General features: G+C 73.6%; 16 protein-coding genes and 1 riboswitch. Of the genes, 6 read left to right on the forward strand and 10 right to left on the reverse strand.

Annotation, left to right across the window (positions count from 1 at the left end; translation table 11 throughout):
- Window positions 1-50: 50 nt before the first annotated feature.
- Entirely contained in the window at window positions 51-830 is a 780-nt protein-coding gene (locus tag MMB17_RS11125) for a cobalt-precorrin-6A reductase (RefSeq protein ID WP_241101956.1), read from the forward strand.
- Window positions 830-2,893 (forward strand): DUF6165 family protein, encoded by a 2,064-nt coding sequence (locus MMB17_RS11130; protein ID WP_241101957.1) that lies wholly within the window; start codon window positions 830-832, stop codon window positions 2,891-2,893. The genes MMB17_RS11125 and MMB17_RS11130 overlap by 1 nt, the downstream gene beginning before the upstream one ends.
- Here MMB17_RS11130 and cobJ read toward each other — a convergent pair.
- The 10 genes from cobJ to MMB17_RS11180 form a co-directional block, all read right to left on the reverse strand.
- The gene (gene cobJ / locus MMB17_RS11135) at window positions 2,854-3,621 is read right to left on the reverse strand and encodes a precorrin-3B C(17)-methyltransferase (protein ID WP_241101958.1); all 768 of its coding nucleotides are present in this window, start codon (window positions 3,619-3,621) and stop codon (window positions 2,854-2,856) included. The genes MMB17_RS11130 and cobJ overlap by 40 nt on opposite strands.
- Before the next feature lie 11 nt (window positions 3,622-3,632).
- A complete protein-coding gene (locus MMB17_RS11140; RefSeq protein WP_420847375.1) occupies window positions 3,633-4,430 on the reverse strand; it encodes a precorrin-2 C(20)-methyltransferase in 798 nt (265 codons plus the stop codon).
- Window positions 4,430-5,062, reverse strand: coding sequence for a precorrin-8X methylmutase (locus MMB17_RS11145; RefSeq protein ID WP_241101959.1), 633 nt, complete (start codon window positions 5,060-5,062; stop codon window positions 4,430-4,432). Before MMB17_RS11145 ends, MMB17_RS11140 begins: the two co-directional genes overlap by 1 nt.
- Complete coding sequence (locus MMB17_RS11150) at window positions 5,059-6,366, reverse strand: precorrin-3B synthase (protein WP_241101960.1); 1,308 nt, start codon at window positions 6,364-6,366, stop codon at window positions 5,059-5,061. Before MMB17_RS11150 ends, MMB17_RS11145 begins: the two co-directional genes overlap by 4 nt.
- Window positions 6,363-9,689, reverse strand: a complete 3,327-nt coding sequence (gene cobN / locus MMB17_RS11155; RefSeq protein ID WP_241101961.1) for a cobaltochelatase subunit CobN — start codon at window positions 9,687-9,689, stop codon at window positions 6,363-6,365. Before cobN ends, MMB17_RS11150 begins: the two co-directional genes overlap by 4 nt.
- A gap of 174 nt (window positions 9,690-9,863) precedes the next feature.
- The gene (gene cobW / locus MMB17_RS11160) at window positions 9,864-10,898 is read right to left on the reverse strand and encodes a cobalamin biosynthesis protein CobW (RefSeq protein WP_241101962.1); all 1,035 of its coding nucleotides are present in this window, start codon (window positions 10,896-10,898) and stop codon (window positions 9,864-9,866) included.
- Window positions 10,899-10,907: 9 nt separating this feature from the next.
- Window positions 10,908-11,309 carry a DUF1636 family protein gene (locus MMB17_RS11165; protein ID WP_241101963.1) on the reverse strand — a complete coding sequence of 134 codons (402 nt, stop codon included), beginning with the start codon at window positions 11,307-11,309 and terminating at the stop codon, window positions 10,908-10,910.
- Window positions 11,302-12,066, reverse strand: a complete 765-nt coding sequence (locus tag MMB17_RS11170) for a CbtA family protein (RefSeq protein ID WP_241101964.1) — start codon at window positions 12,064-12,066, stop codon at window positions 11,302-11,304. The genes MMB17_RS11165 and MMB17_RS11170 overlap by 8 nt, the downstream gene beginning before the upstream one ends.
- Window positions 12,067-12,093: 27 nt before the next feature.
- Complete coding sequence (locus MMB17_RS11175; protein WP_241101965.1) at window positions 12,094-12,267, reverse strand: CbtB domain-containing protein; 174 nt, start codon at window positions 12,265-12,267, stop codon at window positions 12,094-12,096.
- A 32-nt stretch (window positions 12,268-12,299) separates the two neighbouring features.
- A riboswitch (cobalamin riboswitch) is annotated at window positions 12,300-12,497 on the reverse strand.
- Window positions 12,498-12,572: 75 nt separating this feature from the next.
- The gene (locus MMB17_RS11180; protein WP_241101966.1) at window positions 12,573-13,742 is read right to left on the reverse strand and encodes an MFS transporter; all 1,170 of its coding nucleotides are present in this window, start codon (window positions 13,740-13,742) and stop codon (window positions 12,573-12,575) included.
- Between the two features lie 97 nt (window positions 13,743-13,839).
- Here MMB17_RS11180 and MMB17_RS11185 point away from each other — a divergent pair, with 97 nt between their 5' ends.
- From MMB17_RS11185 to MMB17_RS11200, 4 genes are all read left to right on the forward strand, one after another.
- Complete coding sequence (locus MMB17_RS11185) at window positions 13,840-14,751, forward strand: LysR family transcriptional regulator (RefSeq protein WP_241101967.1); 912 nt, start codon at window positions 13,840-13,842, stop codon at window positions 14,749-14,751.
- Window positions 14,752-14,859: 108 nt separating this feature from the next.
- On the forward strand, window positions 14,860-15,372 hold the full coding sequence (gene cobU / locus MMB17_RS11190; RefSeq protein ID WP_241102173.1) for a bifunctional adenosylcobinamide kinase/adenosylcobinamide-phosphate guanylyltransferase: 513 nt from the start codon (window positions 14,860-14,862) through the stop codon (window positions 15,370-15,372).
- A complete protein-coding gene (gene cobO, locus MMB17_RS11195; protein WP_241101968.1) occupies window positions 15,369-15,971 on the forward strand; it encodes a cob(I)yrinic acid a,c-diamide adenosyltransferase in 603 nt (200 codons plus the stop codon). Before cobU ends, cobO begins: the two co-directional genes overlap by 4 nt.
- 94 nt (window positions 15,972-16,065) lie before the next feature.
- On the forward strand, window positions 16,066-16,497 hold the full coding sequence (locus MMB17_RS11200) for a hypothetical protein (protein WP_241101969.1): 432 nt from the start codon (window positions 16,066-16,068) through the stop codon (window positions 16,495-16,497).
- Window positions 16,498-16,515: the final 18 nt, after the last annotated feature.

The following is a 16,515-nucleotide window of genomic DNA, read 5'->3' on the forward strand; positions in this document are numbered from 1 at the left end:
CCTCGCCACGGCCGTGCTATCGCGGGGCCGTCGGCGCAACAGGTGTACGAATGGGGAACGGACAGGACAAGGCGGGGCGAGGCGCGCATCCCCAGCGCATCCTGATCCTCGGCGGCACCACCGAGGCGAGCACCCTGGCTGCCGGCCTCGCGCCGCTCGCGGCGCATTTCGCGCCGACTCTGTCGCTCGCCGGCCGCACGGCCCGGCCCCGGCCCCTGCCGGTGCCCACCCGCATCGGCGGGTTCGGTGGGGCGCAGGGGCTCGCCGAGTATCTCCTCGCCGAGGGGATCGGGCAGGTGGTCGATGCGACCCATCCCTTCGCCGCGCGGATCTCCCGCAACGCCGCGGAGGCCTGCGCGGCGGCGGGCGTGCCCCTGCTGGCGATCCGGAGGCCGGCCTGGGACAGGCAGCCGGAAGACGACTGGACCGAGGTGGACGACATGGCCGGGGCCGCCGCGGCGCTGGGCGAGACGCCGCGAAACGTCTTCCTCACCATCGGGCGGCAGGAGGTCTCGGCCTTTCTTGCTGCGCCGCAGCATCGTTATTTTGTGCGCAGCATCGAGCCCGCCGGGGTGGCCTTGCCGCAGTTGCACGCGATCGCGGCCCGCGGGCCCTTCGACCGGGCGGCGGAGACGCGCTTCCTGCGCGAGGCCGGCATCGCGGTGATGGTCACCAAGAATTCGGGGGGCGCGGCCACCTACGCCAAGATCGAGGCGGCGCGCGATCTCGGGCTGCCCGTGGTGGTGGTGCGACGGCCCCCCGTGCCGGCGGTGCCGTGGGTGGCGGATGCGCAGGCTGCTCTGGAGCGGCTGCGGCAGGGAATCGGGTGATGACGGCCTATCGGGACATCAAGGATCTCTACCTCGCCGGGCAGACGGCCGAGGCCGGGCGGCTGGTCGAGGCGCATCGGCAGGCGCTGGGCTCCGACGGCGCCGGCTGCACCCTCGCGGGCGTGGTGATGATGGCGCTCGGCCGGCCGGAGGCCGCCGTGCCCTGGCTCGATGCCGCCGCCCGCCACGAGCCCGCCTCGCCCCAGGTCTGGAGCAACCTGAGCGCGGCGCTGGAAGGCTGCGGCCTGCTGGCCGAGGCGCGGGCGAGCCTCGCCCGGGCGGTCTCCCTGGAAGAGGCGGAGGAGCCCGGCTGGCTCGGCTACGCCCGCACCGCCCTGCGGCTCGGCGGCCTCTCCGATGCCCTCGGCTACCTGACCCGGGCCTTGCATCGCGATTCCGAGGATCTCGACGCCCTCGCCCTGCTCGGCCTCGTCCTGCACCGGCTCGGGCGCTGGGAGGACGCCCTCGCCGCCTACGACCAGGTCGTCACCCTGCGCGCCGACGATGCGGAGACCTGGCTGAACCGGGGCGTGCTGCTGCACGAGGCCGGCCGCGTCGAGGCGGCGCTCGCGAGCTACGACGCGGCCCTGGCCCTCAATGCACAGCGCGCCGATGCCTGGTCGAACCGTGCCAAGGCCCTGTGCGACCTGCACCGGCTGGAGGAAGCGGTCGCGGCCTTCACGCAGGCCCTCGCCCTGCGGCCGGAAGACCCCGTGCTGCTCGTCGACCGCGGGATGTGCCGCCTGCTCGCCGGGGACTATGCCGCGGGCTTCGCCGATTACGAGGCGCGTCTCCAGGGGGCCGAGCCGCCGCGGCCCTCCGGCTGCCCGACTTGGCAGGGGGAAGACCTCGCCGGCAAGCGCCTGCTCGTGAGCGCGGAACAGGGCTTCGGCGACACCTTCCAGTTCGTCCGCTTCCTGTCGGCGCTCGCGGCGCAGGGCGCCCGCGTCACTTTCCAGGTGCCGGTAACCCTGCATCCGCTGCTCGCGCCGCTCACGGAGCACTGTACCCTGGTCGGGGAAGGGGAGGGCGAGGGTCCCTACGACTACCACGTCTCCCTCCTCAGCCTGCCGCACCGGCTCGGCCTCCGGGCCGGGAGCCTGGGGGCGGCGCCCTATCTGCGCGTCGGCGTGGAAGGAATCGCCCGCTGGGCCGGGGTGATCGGGGAGCGGGGCTTCCGGGTCGGCATCGCCTGGCAGGGCAATCCGCAGTTCCGGCACGACAGCCGGCGCTCGATCCCGCTCGCGCATTTCCTCACCCTCGCCGGCCTGCCCGGCGTGCGGCTCATCAGCCTGCAGCGCGGGCCGGGCCTCGACCAGCTCAAGGCGGTGCCGGCGAGCCTCGTCGAGCGCCTGCCCGAGCCCCTGGACACGGAGGGAGCCTTCCTCGACACCGCCGCGGTGCTGATGAGCCTCGACCTCGTCGTGACCTCGGATTCGGCCGTCGCCCATCTCGCCGGGGCCCTGGGCCGCCCGGTCTGGCTGGCCCTCAGCCACGTGCCGGACTGGCGCTGGCTGCTCACCGGCGAGGACTGCCCCTGGTATCCGAGCCTGCGCCTGTTCCGGCAGGAGCGGCCGGGGGATTGGGCGAGCGTCTTCGCCGCGATCCATGCGGCGCTCGCCCGCCGGGCGGCCGGCATCGTCTCCGGGCCGGTCTCCCTGCCGATGGTGCCCTGTTCCCTGGGCGAGCTGATCGACAAGATCAGCATCCTCCAGATCAAGTCCGAGCGGATCCACGACCCGGACAAGCTCCGCTATGTCCGCGACGAGCTGAAGCTCCTGACCGCGACGCCGGCCTTCGAGACGGCCTCCACGGAGACGCGCGCCGTCCTCGAGCTGCTCAGGGACGTGAACGGCGCCCTCTGGCAGGTCGAGGACGAGCTCCGGTCCCGCGAGGCGGAGGGCCGCTTCGATGCGGATTTCGTCGAGGCCGCCCGCTCCGTCTACCGCCTCAACGACCGCCGCGCGGCGCTGAAGCGGCGCATCGACGTGGCGGCGGGCTCGCTCCTGCGGGAGCAGAAGAGCTACGCGCTGCCCGACCCGGCCACGCTGCGCAGCGTGTAGACGAAGGGCAATCCCTCGCTGCGGGGGATCAGGCGGGTGCCGGTCGCCCCGATGATGACCATGGTCGCCATGTCGGCAGGGGCGGTGCGGGCTTCATCCAGCGTCAGCACCCGCAAAGCCTCGTCCGGCCGGGTCACGGCGCGGGCGAGGATCACGGGGGTGTCGGCCGGGCGCAGGCCGGCGGCGAGCTCCAAGGCCTTGCCGAGCTGCCAGGGCCGCGCCTTCGAGATCGGGTTGTAGAGCGCCACCACGAGATCGGCCCGCAAAACCGCTTCGAGGCGGGCGAGGATCGTCTCCCAGGGCTTGAGGTTGTCGGAGAGCGAGAGCGCGCAGAAATCGCCGCCGAGCGGCGCCCCGAGGCGGGCGGCTGCGGCGAGCATGGCGGTGATGCCGGGCTCGACCCGGATCGGCAGGTCGCGCCAGGCGGGCTCGCCGTTCTCCACCGCCTCGAACACCGCCGCGGCCATGGCGAAGACGCCGGGATCCCCGCCCGAGACCACCGCGACCCGCCGGCCGGAGGCCGCGAGTTCGAGGGCGTGGCGTGCGCGGTCGACCTCGACGCGGTTGTCGGTGGCGTGGCGCGTCAGCCCCGGCCGCTCCGGGACGCGGGCGACATAGGGGATGTAGCCGATCAGGTCCTGCGCCTGATCGAGGGCGTCCTGCGCGGCAAGCGTCAGCAGGCGCGGATCGCCCGGCCCGAGGCCGACGATGGTGAGCGAACCGGTCATGGGCGCGAAACTCAGGGGCGCCGGCCTTCGCCGGGCACCAGCACCATCGAGAAATAGGGGGCGGAATCGTCCGCCTTCTCGGCGAGCGGGACGATGGTCTCCCCCGCCATGGTGCCGCGCTCGACATAGATCGCGCGGGCGAGCAGGCCCGCCTCCGCCAGGGCGGCGCGGACCTTCGGCAGGTGGCGGCCGAGCTTCATGATCACCGCGGCGTCGGTGCCCCGGAGCTGCGCGGCGAGCGCCTCCGGCGACAGGGTCGCCGGCAGCACGGTGAGCACGTCGTCGCCCCAGGTGATCGGGGTGTTGGCCCGCGTCCAGCAGCCGGACATGCCGGTGACGCCGGGGATCACCTCGACGGGGAAACGGTCCTTGAGCCGCCGCCACAGATGCATGAACGAGCCGTAGAAGAAGGGGTCGCCCTCCGACAGGATCGCCACGTCGCGGCCGGCGCCGAGATGGTCGGCGAGCTTGCCCGCGGCGTCGTCGTAGAAGGCGGCCAGCGCGGAGACGTAGTCCGCGTGGTCCGGCGGAAGCTCGGTCGTGTAGGGATAGACCAGGGGGAATTCCCGGGCCGGATCGCGCACCAGGGCGTCGGCGATGGTGCGGGCGTTGCCGCGCTTGCCCTTCTTGCAGAAGTGCACGAGCAGCGGCGCCCGCTCCAGCACCCGAAGGGCCTTCAGGGTGAGGTAGTCGGGATCGCCCGGCCCCATGCCGACGCCGTAGAGCGTCCCGGTCCGGGCGAGGAGCGGGGCGGCTCCGCCCGCATCGGCCTCGCTCAAGACCGGCTCGAAGCGCTCGCTCGCCTCCATCACTCGACCTCGCTCGCGAGCGCGTTGACGGCGGCGGCCGCCATGGCGCTGCCGCCGCGGCGGCCATGCACCACGACGAAGGGCACGCGCCCGTCTTTCGCCAGCGCTTCCTTCGATTCCGCTGCACCGACGAAGCCGACCGGGATGCCGATCACCGCCGCCGGGGCGCCGATGCCCTCGTCGAGGAGTTCGAGCAGGCGGAACAGGGAGGTCGGGGCATTGCCGACCGCCACGACGCTGCCCGGCAGGTGCTCGCGCCACAATTCCATCGCCGCGGCCGAGCGGGTGGTGCCCATGGCCTTGGCGAGATCGGGCACGCGGGGATCGCCCAGCGTGCAGAGGACGGGGTTGTTCGCGGGCAGCCGGCTGCGGGTGACGCCGTCAGCGACCATGCGCACGTCGCACAGGATCGGCGCGCCGGCCTTGAGGGCGGCCTCGCCGGCGGTGGCGAAATCGGCGGAGACCTCCACGTCGCCGGGCAGATCGGTCATGCCGCAGGCATGGATCATCCGCACCACCACCCGCTCGGCCGCGCCCTCGAAGCGGGCGAGGTCGGCCTCGGCGCGGATCATCGCGAAGGAGCGGGCGTAGATCGCACCGCCATCGCGCAGGTAGTCGAGCCGCGCACTCATGTCCCATCGTCCTGAAACGCCTGCCGCAGCGCGGCCGAGGCGGTTGCCCCCGGGGCGGATACACCCCCTGTTTGCGCTCTCCTTACGCGGTCCAGCGCCGCCTCGAAAGTCAGACGTATGGCCGGCTCCGCATCGGGCCTTCCGCCGAGGACGATGTCGTAGGCGCCCTCCCGTCCGACGAGGGTGAGGTCGGCGGGGCCGGGATGGGCGCAGCCCTTGGCGCAGCCGGAGACATGGGCGGTGAGGCCGCCAGTCGCGAAATCCGCGAAAGCGCCGGCGAGCCGGGCGGCGTGGTCCGGCACCGGCGTCGTGCCGGAGGCGCAGGCCGGCGCGCCGGGGCAGGCGGCGACCGCGCGGCGGGGATCGTCGGCGCGGGTCACGAAGCCGGCTTCCGCGAGCGCGGCGAGGAGGCCGGCGGCCTGCGCCGCGGAGGTGACGAGGCAGACCCCGCGGCTCGGGCTCAGCCGTAGCTCGGCGGTCCCGGCGAGATCGGCGAGCCGCTCGAAGCCTGCCGCGTCGCAGCGGCCGAAGGGCGCCTCGACCACCACGGCGCTGCGGCTGCGGGACAGGAAGGCGCGGCCGGGCTGCGGCGGCGGCTCGGCCGCATCGTCCGGGGCCGGTCCCGCACCGCCCGCCGCGGCGATCACCCGCGCGCGGGCGTCGTCGTCGAGGTCGCGCATCCGCCGGGCGCCGCTTTCCGCGAAGACGCAGAGGGCGAGGCCGAGCAGGCCGGGCATCTGGATCGCGGGCTGCTCCCGCGTCCAGGCAAGCCCCTCCGGAGCCGCGCAGCCCAGGGCCGCGAAGCCGGGCCGGGTCGCCCGCAGCGTAAAGTCCGCCTCCAGCCCGGCCAGCCCGAAGCGCCCGCCCCCCTCGATCGCCACCAAAGTTTTAGCCGGCAAAGGATTTATGGTGAGGCCGACGGCCTCGATGGCGCGGGCGAGGGCCGGCACATCGATGCGCTCGCTGGCATCGTGGCCGGCGAGCGGGCTCGTCAGGGTCAGCCGCTGCGGGCCGCCATCGTCGCGGACATCCCCGAGGCCCGCCCCGTCCAGCAGGCAGGCGAGGGCGGAGCCGCTCTCCGGCGTGACGCCGCGGATCTGCAGGTTGCCGCGGGCGGTGATGTCGATGTTCCCGTTGCCGTGGCGGCGCGCGCCCTCGGCCACGGCCCGGGCCTGGCCTGGGGTGAGGCGGCCGAGCGGCGGATGCACCCGGACGAGCAGGCCGTCCCCGGTCGGCATGGGCCGGGCGAGGGAGGGGCACCAGCCCCGTCTGGCGCCCTCGGGCAGGATGCGGCGCCCGCTCATTCGGCCGCCGGCAGCAGGGCGTCGACGGGCAGGGCGTTGCGCCGGCTCTGCCAGAGGCCGCGGGCGCGCAACGCGTCGAAACGCTCCAGGATGGCCCGGGCCGCGGCGGGGTTGGCGGCGTGCAGGGCCTCGAAGACCTGCGCGTCGGCGATCCAGGCGCCGTAGAGCCGGTCGAGATCGGCATGGCTCACGGCGGGCGTCGCGGCGGCCAGCACGAAGACCGCATCCATGCCCTGCGCGAGTTCCTGCGCGCCACGATAGCCGTGGCGCAGCTGCGCCGCGATCCAGCGAGGCGAGGCGAGCCGGCCGTTGATCAGGCGGGCGACGTCCTCCCGGGCGGTGCGGGCGCGGGGCGTCTCGGGGTTCGACACGTCCAGGCTGTAGAGAGCCGGCTTGGCGCCAGTGGTTGCGGCGGCGGCGGAAAAACCGCCCATGGCGTCGGCGGCGGCATCGCCGTCGAGGAGATCGCGCTCGGCCACGTCGAAGGCGTGGAGATAGGCATCGGCCTGGGCGACCCGGGCGGCGAAGCCCGCATCCTCCCCCTCTTCGCGGCCGCCATAGGCATGGCTCGTCGCGGCGAGATAGGCGCGGCCGAGATCGTCGCGGCTCTCCCAGGCGCCGTCGAGGGCGAGCCCCGCTGTGCCGGCGCCGTAGCGGCCGGGTGCCGCGCCGTAGATGCGCGAGACCGACTCCCCCCGGCGCCGGGCGGCGGCCAGCGGGTTCTCGGCATCCTCCTCCCCCTCGCGGGCGGCGACCGCCCGAGCGGCGTGGTCGAGCAGGGCCAGGGTCTCAGGGAAGGTATCGCGGAAGGCGCCGGAGATACGGCAGGTCACATCGATGCGCGGCCGGTCGAGCAGGGCCAGCGGCAGCACCTCGAAGCCCGTGACGCGGGTCGAGGCATGGTCCCAGACCGGGCGCACGCCCATCAGCGCCAGGGCATGGGCCACGTCCTCGCCGCCGGTGCGCAGGGTCGGGGAGGCCCAGAGATCCATGACGATGCGGGCCGGGTACTCGCCCTCGTCCTGCAGGTAGCGCCGCACCACGGCCTCCGCCGCCTTGGCGCCGAGCAGGGTCGCGGCGCGGGTCGGCAGGCTGCGGGGGTCGAGGGTGGTGAGATTGCGCCCCGTGGGCATCACGTCGGCCCGCCCGCGCGAGGGCGAGCCGGCGGGGCCGGGGGGCACGAAGCGGCCGTCGAGCGCCGCGAGGAGGTTCCTTCGCTCCGCCTCGGCGCAGGCTTGACGCAGGGCGTCCGCGCTATCTCCGGCGCGGCCGAAGACGTGGAGCCCGTCGCGGAAGGGCGTCTCGCCGAGGTCGCAGAGATGCGCGTCGAGGGCCGTCAGCGCATCGGCCATCGGCGTGTTGGCGGGGATGTCGGCGCTGTCCATCAGACCGGCGGAGGCGGCCTCGTCGAGGATCGCCTCGGCGATGAGCGCCGCCCGGCGCGGGTCGAGCACGCTCGCGGCGGAATATTCCTCCACCAGCTCGCGCAGGGCCGCCGCCTGGGGCGTCAGGCCGGCGGCCTCGACCTCCGGGGTCAGGTGGCCGAGGGCTACCCCGCCGAGCCGGCGCTTCAGGGGCGCGGCCTCGCCGGGATCGTCGACGACGAAGGGATAGACGACCGGCAGGGAGCCGACGGCGCGGGAAGGCCAGCATTCCGGCGAGAGCGCCACGGCCTTGCCCGGCAGCCACTCGGTGGTGCCGTGGGTGCCGAGCTGGATCAGCGCGTCGAACTTCTCCCGCAGGCCGAGATGGAAGGCGAGATAGGCGTGCGTCGGCGGCGCGTCCGGATCGTGGTAGCCCGCCTTGCGGTCCGCCGCCCGCCCGCGATCGGGCTGGAGGAAGAGGCTGAGGTGTCCCTCTCCCGCGAGGGGGGACGCGGGATCCGCCCGCAGCATCCGGAACCGGAAGGCGCCGTCGCGGCAGAGGGGATCCTCCTGAGGGGGTCCCCATTGCGCGATGAGCGTGTCCCGCGAGGCCTCCGGCAGGCCGGCGAACCAGGCCTCGTAGGTGGCGAGCGAAACGGTGAAGGTCGGCGGAGCCTCGGTCAGCGCCGCCATCAGCGCGGGCGCCTCTGGCAGCGGCCCGGCGGCGTAGCCCGCTGCGGCGAGGTCCTGCGCGATGGCGCGGGCGCTCTCGGGCGTGTCGAGGCCGACGGCGTAGCCGGCCCGGCCTGCGCGGGCCGGATAGTCCGACAGCACGAGGGCGAGCCGGCGCGCGCTGCGCGGCAGGCGGGCGAGGCGGATCCAGGCCGCCGCGCGGTCGGCGAGGGCGTCGATCCCGGCGGGATCGGGCACGGCCCGGCGTTCGGAAAAGCCCTCGACCGCGGGCGCTTCCTCCTTGAACGAGATCGGGAAGCCCGAGAGCCTTCCGTCGAATTCCGGCAGGGCGACCTGCATGGCGAGGTCGGCGGCGTTCATGCCGCGGGCGGAAGCCTGCCAGGCCGTGCGCGCGGCGCCGATCGTGTAGGCCTGCAGCACCGGACAATCGGCGGCATCGAGCACGAAACCCGCATCCTCCCGCGCCGAGAAGGCGGTCGCCGCCACGATCACGTCCGGCCGCCCGGCGGCGATCGCGGCGCGCACCGCGGTAACGGCCTCCGGATCCTTCAAGCTCGAGACGGCGAGCGCCACCGTGCCGATGCCCCGTTGGCGCAGGGCGGCGACCAGGGCAACAGCGGGGGCGGTGTCGCCGGCGAGCACCGCCGAGCGGTAGACGAGAAGGAGCGCGCGGGGCCCGGGCCCCGCGGCGGAAAGCGCGGTTTCCAGCTCCATCGCGCCGCAGGCGGGGCACCAGGCGAAGCCCCGCGGCAGCGCTTTGGGCGGCGCGGCCTCGATCGCCTGCCCGGCCTCGGCGGCCATGCGGCGCAGGAGCTGGCGCAGATTGTCGTGGCCGCCCGCGCGGAAATAGGTGTCGAAGGCGGCGAGGGTCTCGGGCGGCAGGGTGCAGAAGGCTGCGAGCCGCTCGTCCGGCCGCTCGTCGCCGGGCAGCACGGCGAGCTTCACCCCGTGGGCCCGGCAGGCCTGGGCGGCGCGCTCGATGCCGTAGCGCCAGTAGTCGAGGCCGCCGAGGCAGCGGATCAGCACCACTTTCGCCCGTGCGATCACCCCGTCGACATAGAGGTCCACCGACATCGGGTGGCGCAGCTGCGCGAGCTTGGCGAGCCGCAGGGCCGGCAGGCCAATCTCCGCGGCATGGGCGGCGGCAAGGCCGGACAGGTCGGTGTCGGTGAAGGACAGGACGACGAGATCGCCGGGCGTCTGCCCGAGATCGATGGCCGCCTCGCCCTCGTCGAGGGAGACCGTATCGACGCGGATCAGGTGCATGGCGCTCGCTCAGGCACCCTGGCCGGATGCGCCGCCCGCGCGTTCGAAGAGCTCCGCTGGACGTTCCTGCCCGGCGAAGAAGGCCTCGACGCTCATGGGTTGGGGGGCGCGGTTCAGCATGTCGGATCCGCTGCCATCATAGCGCGCGGCGGGCCGGCGAGGCGAGGGGCCGAACTAGCCCGCCAGTGCCGCCGCGACTGCCGCCCGGTCGAAGCCCTTGAGGCCGATCACCACGAGGCGCCCGTCCCGAGGCTCGCTGTTCTTCCAGGGACGGTCGTAATGGTGGGCGATGCGGCGGCCGACGCCCTGCACCACGAGGCGCATCGGCTTGCCGGTCACCTCCACGAAGCCCTTGATGCGCAGCACGCCCTCGGTCTCGGCGGCCTTGGCGACGCGGGCGGCGAGGTCGTCCGGGGTCGCGGTCGCGGAGACGGGGAGCGCCACCGATTCGAAATCGTCGTGGTCGTGGTCCTCGCCCTCGCCGTGATGGGAGGGGCGGGCCTCGAGATCGTCCTCGGCCGCCGCGGCGAGGCCGAGCAGCACGCGGGGATCGATGCGGCCGTGCTCGGTCTCGACGAGCTTCACGGCGCGGGGCAGGTGGCCCTCGATCTCGGCGCGCACCTTGCCGCGAGCCTCCGCGTCGATCAGGTCGGCCTTGTTGACGACCACGAGGTCGGCGCAGAGGAGCTGGTCCTCGAAGACCTCCTCCAGCGGGTTGTCGTGGTCGACCGCCGTGTCGGCGGCGCGCTGATTGGCGAGCGCGTCCGGATCCTCGGCGAACTGGCCGGAGGCCACCGCCGGCCCGTCCACCACGGCGACGACCCCGTCGACGGTGACGCGGGAGCGGATCGCCGGCCACTGGAAGGCCTGGACCAGGGGCTTGGGCAGGGCGAGGCCGGAGGTCTCGATCAGGATGTGCTGCGGGGGCTCCGGCCGGTCGAGGAGCTTGGTCAGGGCGGGCACGAAATCGTCGGCCACGGTGCAGCAGATGCAGCCGTTCGGCAGTTCGACCACCGAATTCTCGTCGCAGCCCTCGATGCCGCAGGAGGCGAGGAAGGAGCCGTCGAAGCCGATATCGCCGAACTCGTTGACGATGATGGCGAGCTTCGCGCCCTTCGCGTTCTCCACCACATGACGCACCAGGGTCGTCTTGCCGGCCCCGAGGAAGCCGGTGACGATGGTGCAGGGGATCTTCTCGACGATGCTCATGGCGCGCTCTCAGATGTCGTCCGTGCGGGCCGCGGGCAGCGGCGGGATGCGGGCGATCACGCCCCGGCGGAATTCGACCGGCCGCTCGCGCCAGGCCACGATCCCGTCCGGCGTGGCGGCATAGGCGGCGAGCCCGTCGAGGATGGTGCGGGCGGAAGCCTCGGCGTCGAGATCCCCGTAGACGTAGCTCCAGCGGCCCGCCGAGGCGACGGCGACGGTGCAGGGCCGCTTGCAGACCGAGAGACAGGGCACGCCCTCGACGGTCAACCCCGGCACGGGCGCGCGGTCGAGCTCCGTCTGGAGCGCGTCCAGCAGGCGGCTGCCCGCCGGCTTGTCGCCGCCCTGTCCCGCCACCTTGCAGGTGGTGCAGACATGCAGCACCACCGCATTCGGATGGTCGGGATCAGGCACGGGCTGTTGCCTTCTCGCGTCCGAAGGCGTGCCAGGCCCAGCCGAAGCCGAGGCCGATCAGCGCCCAGAACACGAAGGCGATGGCCAGCGAGCGCGCCGCGAACTGCGCCGCATAGCCCGCCGGCAGCTTCGAGGCCGCCTCCTCGACATGCGGCGCCCCGGCGAGGTGCGGGCCGACGATCAGGACGAGGCCGCCGAGGATGGTGATTGGCACCCGGCGCACCAGGATCAGGTAGAGGCCGAGGCCCGTCGCGATCACCGTCATCAGCCACCAGGCCTGCCGTAGCTCGAGGGCGGCCGCCCCCATGCCGGGCAGCTCCGGCGGCAGGCCCACGGCGGGGGCCAGCGCCACCGCAGCGAAGCCGGCAAGGCCGAGCTTCAGCCCGGTCTCCGGACCCGGCGGCAGGCGCAGGGCAAGCATCACCGCGCCGAGCAGCAGAGCGTAGCCGACGCCGCCGATCAGGGTGGCGAGGCCGGTGAAGGCCATGCGCGGCAGGCCCTCGCCGGGCTGCCACTCGCCCCCGCCGTGGTCGTGGCCGGCATGACCCGGATCGGAAGGGTCGTGGCCTTCCGCGCCGTTCCCGTGGGAATGGGCGAGCACGACGAGGCTCTTCGGCGCGGACAGGGCGGCGCTCTGGCCTTCATAGGCCTCCGCCGCCACGATGAGCGGCGAGGTGAGGGCGAGCTGCAGCCCCGTGGCAGCGACAGCCGCGAGGAAGCCGGCGACGAGCGCCGCCGACAGCAACCGGATAATCATGGAAAGGGCGCCTGGGGGATCAGGCGATCAGTGGCAGGGGAAGTTCTGCGCGTGCCGGAAGTCGTGCGCCGCGTTGTGCAGCGCCGAGGCCGGGGCAAAACCCGCCAGGAAGACGAGGCCGAGGCCGAGGAAGGCCGCGATCACGACGGCGCGGGCGCCCTCGGTGACGGTGGTCGCGGTGGAAAGCGTCGTGGTCGTCATGGTCAGGCTCCGGCCGCCCCGCCGGCGGCGTTGAGAGATAGCGGGTGACGGCAGGTCTCCTGGCTCGCGGCGTATGATATGCCCACCGCCTTCCCGGATCGCTCCAGTGGCCGATGGCGGGCACGTGTACCGCTCACAGTTGCGGGGGCAGCCGCGGCTTCGAGGCTGAGGCCCCGGCCCGCGTTCCCTTTTCACCTCGTCGCCGAGGCACCGTCGCTGCGGACCCTAGCGGCTCGGATCTGGACTTGCAATCGGAGCGGATGGCCGCCTTCGGGACAATCGCGGCCATGGTCCTAGCCCTGTGCTCAGCAGGTGGCCGAAACCGGGAGGCGGGGGCGGTTCCGGCGGAGCGCCGCGAGCATGAGAAGGCCGGCACCCGCCATCGCGGCGCCCGCGAGGGGGACAGCGGGGTAGCCGAGCCCGGCGTCGATCACGGCGCCGCCCGCCGCCGCCCCGATCGCGTTGCCGAAGTTGAAGGCGCCGATATTCATCGCCGAGGCGAGGTTGGGGGCCTCCTGCGCCTCGTTCATCACGCGCATCTGGAGCGGCGGCACCAGCGCGAAGCTCGCCACGCCCCACAGAACGATCAGGATCGCGACGGCAGCCTCCCAGCGCAACGTCGCGGCGAGGAGCAGGAGGAGGACCACCAGTCCGGCCAGCGCGGCCGCGATGGTGCCGTCCACCGAGCGGTCGGCGAGGCGGCCTCCGAGCCAGTTCCCGGCCGCGAGCCCGGCGCCGTAGAGCACCAGCATCGCCGTGACGAAGCCGACGGAGGCTTCCGTCTCGACCCGCAGGATCGGCACGATGTAGGTGAAGACCGTGAACATCGCGCTGGCGCCGACGACCGTCAGCCCGAGGGCGGCGAGCACCGGGCCGCGGACGAGCACACGTAGCTCCGCCCGCATGTCGGCGCCGGCCTCGGCCCTCAGGTCCGGCAGGGCGGCGGCCAGCGCGAGCATGGCGAGGACGCCGACCCCCGCGATGCCCCAGAACGCCGTGCGCCAGCCGAGCACCTCGCCGATCCAGGCCGCGAGCGGCACGCCGCCGATGGTGGCGAGGGTGAGCCCCGAGAACATCGCCGCCACGGCCGCGGCTCTCCGCTCCGGCGGCACGAGCCGTGCTGCCACCACCGCGCCCACCCCGAAAAAGGCGCCGTGGTTGAGCGAGGTGACGAGCCGGGCGGCGACCAGCGTCGCATAGCTGTCCGCTAGCGCCGCCATGGCGTTGCCGAGGGTGAAGATCGCCATCAGACCGATCAGCAAGCGCCGGCGCGGCACGCGTGCGGCCGCGAGGGTCACGAGCGGCGCCCCGACCAACACGCCGAGGGCGTAGGCGCTGACCACGAGGCCCGCCGCCGGAATCGAGACGCCGAGATCGGTCGCCATCAGGGGCAGCATCCCCATCGGGGTGAACTCGGTCACGCCGATGCCGAAGGCGCCCATGGCCAGTGCGAGCAGGGCGGGATTGGTTTTCATCGTGGATATCCTCGTCGTTCCGTGACAGCACGTGGCGGATCGGCGACGAGGGCGGTAGCCGGGCTCGCGGACCGAGATCCGTGCGCAAGGATCACGAATGAGGCGGGACGGCATCGATCGAACCGGCGAGATGAGCGCTTTCCTGGCCGTGATCGCGGCCGGCAGCCTGGCGGGCGCCGCGCGCCGGCTCGGCCTGACGCCGTCCGCCGTCAGCCGGATCGTCAGCCGCCTGGAATCCCGGCTCGGCGTGCGGCTGATCGTGCGGACCACGCGCAGTCTGCGCCTGACCGCCGAGGGCGAAGCCTATGGACGGGCAGCTCGGCGCATCCTGGCCGATCTCGACGAGACCGAGCGGGCGCTCGCCGACCAGGGCCGCCCGCGGGGGCGGGTCCGGGTGAGCACCGCGACCGCACATGGCCGGCTCGTGGTGGTGCCGCTGCTCGCCGACTTCGCCGCCCTGCATCCCGAGATCGTGGTCGAGATCGACCTGTCCGACGAACTCGCCGATGTTCTGGGAGGCCGGGCGGACGTGGCGATCCGCTTCGGGCCCCTGGCCGACAGCCCGCTCACCGCGCGGCGCCTGGGCGATACCGGGCGCACGGTGGTCGCTTCGCCCGCCTATCTCGCCCGCGCCGGCACGCCGCAGGTGCCGGCGGACCTTGCCGCCCATAACTGCCTCGATTTCAGCTTCCGCCGCATCGAGCCCGGCTGGCCCTTCCGCGTGGGCGGCCAGGACCATCTCCTCGCCGTGCAGGGCAGCATGCGGGCGAACAACGGCGAGACGCTGGTGCAGCTCGCACTCGCGGGCGTCGGCATCACGCGGGTGGGCAACTTCCACATCACCGAGGAGCTGGCGGCGGGCCGGCTCGTGCCGCTCCTCGCCCCCTTCAACCCCGGGGACCGCGAGGCGATCCACGCCGTGTTCGTGGGCGGCGCGGCCATGCCCGCCCGCGTGCGCGTGCTCGTGGACTTCCTCGCCGAGCGCATGCGCGGGAACGCCGGCTGGTAGGCGATCGGATGGCTTCGCTCGCGCGATCTCCGGCCCTGTGCCATAGGCCGGGGCGGAATGGATTCGTGGAGAGACCGGATGGCGGATGATCGGACGCCCCTTTCCGGAATGACCCTGGTGCTCGGCGGCGCGCGCTCGGGCAAGAGCGCCTATGCCGAGCGGCTGATCGAATCCTGCCCCGGTCCCTGGCTCTATCTCGCCACCGCGGAGGCCTGGGACGACGAGATGCGCGCCCGCATCGCCCTCCACCGGGAGCGGCGCTCCGGCGATTGGATCACCCGGGACGTGCCGATGGCGCTGCCCGAGGCGGTGGCCGCCGCGACGGGGCCGGTTCTGGTCGATTGTCTCACGCTCTGGCTCACCAATTTGATGCTGGCGGAGGCCGATCTCGCCGCGGCCTCGGCCGCCCTCGTGCAGGCCTGCGCCGCCGCGCCGGGGCCGCTGGTGCTGGTCGGCAACGAGGTCGGCCTCGGCATCGTGCCCGAGAATGCCCTGGCCCGGCGCTTCCGCGACGAGGCGGGGCGCCTGCACCAGCGCCTCGCCGCCTCCGCCGACCGCGTCGTGCTGATGGTGGCCGGGCTCCCCCTGACCGTTAAACCCTCCGCGGAGAACCCCGCATGAGCGACGATGACGACCGCCACCGCGAGAAGATGGCCAAGCGCAAGGCGGTCCAGGACGCCGAAGTCGCCTCGAAGACCATCGAGAAGGGTCTCCTCATCGTCCATACCGGCCCCGGCAAGGGCAAGACCACGGCGGCCCTCGGGCTGCTGCTGCGGGCACTCGGGCGCGGCTGGCGCGTCGGCGTGGTGCAGTTCGTGAAGGGTGCCTGGGACACCGGCGAGAAGCACGCGCTCAAGGCCTTCGGCGCCCAGGTCGAGTGGCACGCCCTGGGCGAGGGCTTCACCTGGGAGACGCAGGACAAGGCCCGCGACGCCGCGGCGGCGCGGCGGGCCTGGGCCGAGGCCGAGCGCCTGATGGCGGATCCCTCCCTGCGCCTGCTCGTCCTCGACGAGCTCAACATCGCGCTGCGCTACGAGCAGCTCGACCTCGATGCGGTGGTCGCAGCGCTGAAGGCCCGGCGGCCGGATCTCCACGTCGTGGTAACGGGCCGCAACGCCAAGCCGGCCCTGATCGAGGCCGCCGACCTCGTCACCGAGATGGGCAGCGTGAAGCACCACTTCTCCGCCGGGGTGAAGGCGCAGGAGGGAATCGAGTTCTGAGGCGGAGCGCCCTTGATGGCGGCGGCGCCCCGATGCACAACCGGGGCCGTGCAAGCGCGGCCGGAACGCGCCCGCGCCAAGGACAGGGTGGACGATGAGACGACTCGCCTGCGCCCTCGCCGGGGCCCTTTCCCTCGCAGCCGGCCTGGCCGGCTCTCCTCCAACGGCCCGCGCCGACGAGCCGGTGACGGAATCCTACCGGGCAGCGCCCGCTGGCCGATACCGCTCCGCGCATCGCCCGCGCACGATCGTGCGCGAGGTCGTGGTGCGCAAGCCGGTTTATGTCTACCGGACGCGCCGGGTCGTGCGGGAGGTGGTGGTGGAGCGCCCGGTCTATCTGCGGCCCCGCCCGGTCTATCGCGAGGTGGTGTTCGACGACCCCTACGGCCCGCCGCCCTTCGCCTATGGCCCGCCGCCGTTCCGCCCGCGCCCGGCCTTCTATGGCCCCGGCTACGGCCCGGGTCCGTTCTTGCCCTTCCGCCCCCGGCCCATCGGCTGGGGCTGGGGGCCCGGGCCGTTCTTCTAGCCGGACGAAGCTTGCGCA

It is taken from the genome of Methylobacterium organophilum (assembly GCF_022533465.1).
GTDB lineage: Bacteria > Pseudomonadota > Alphaproteobacteria > Rhizobiales > Beijerinckiaceae > Methylobacterium > Methylobacterium organophilum.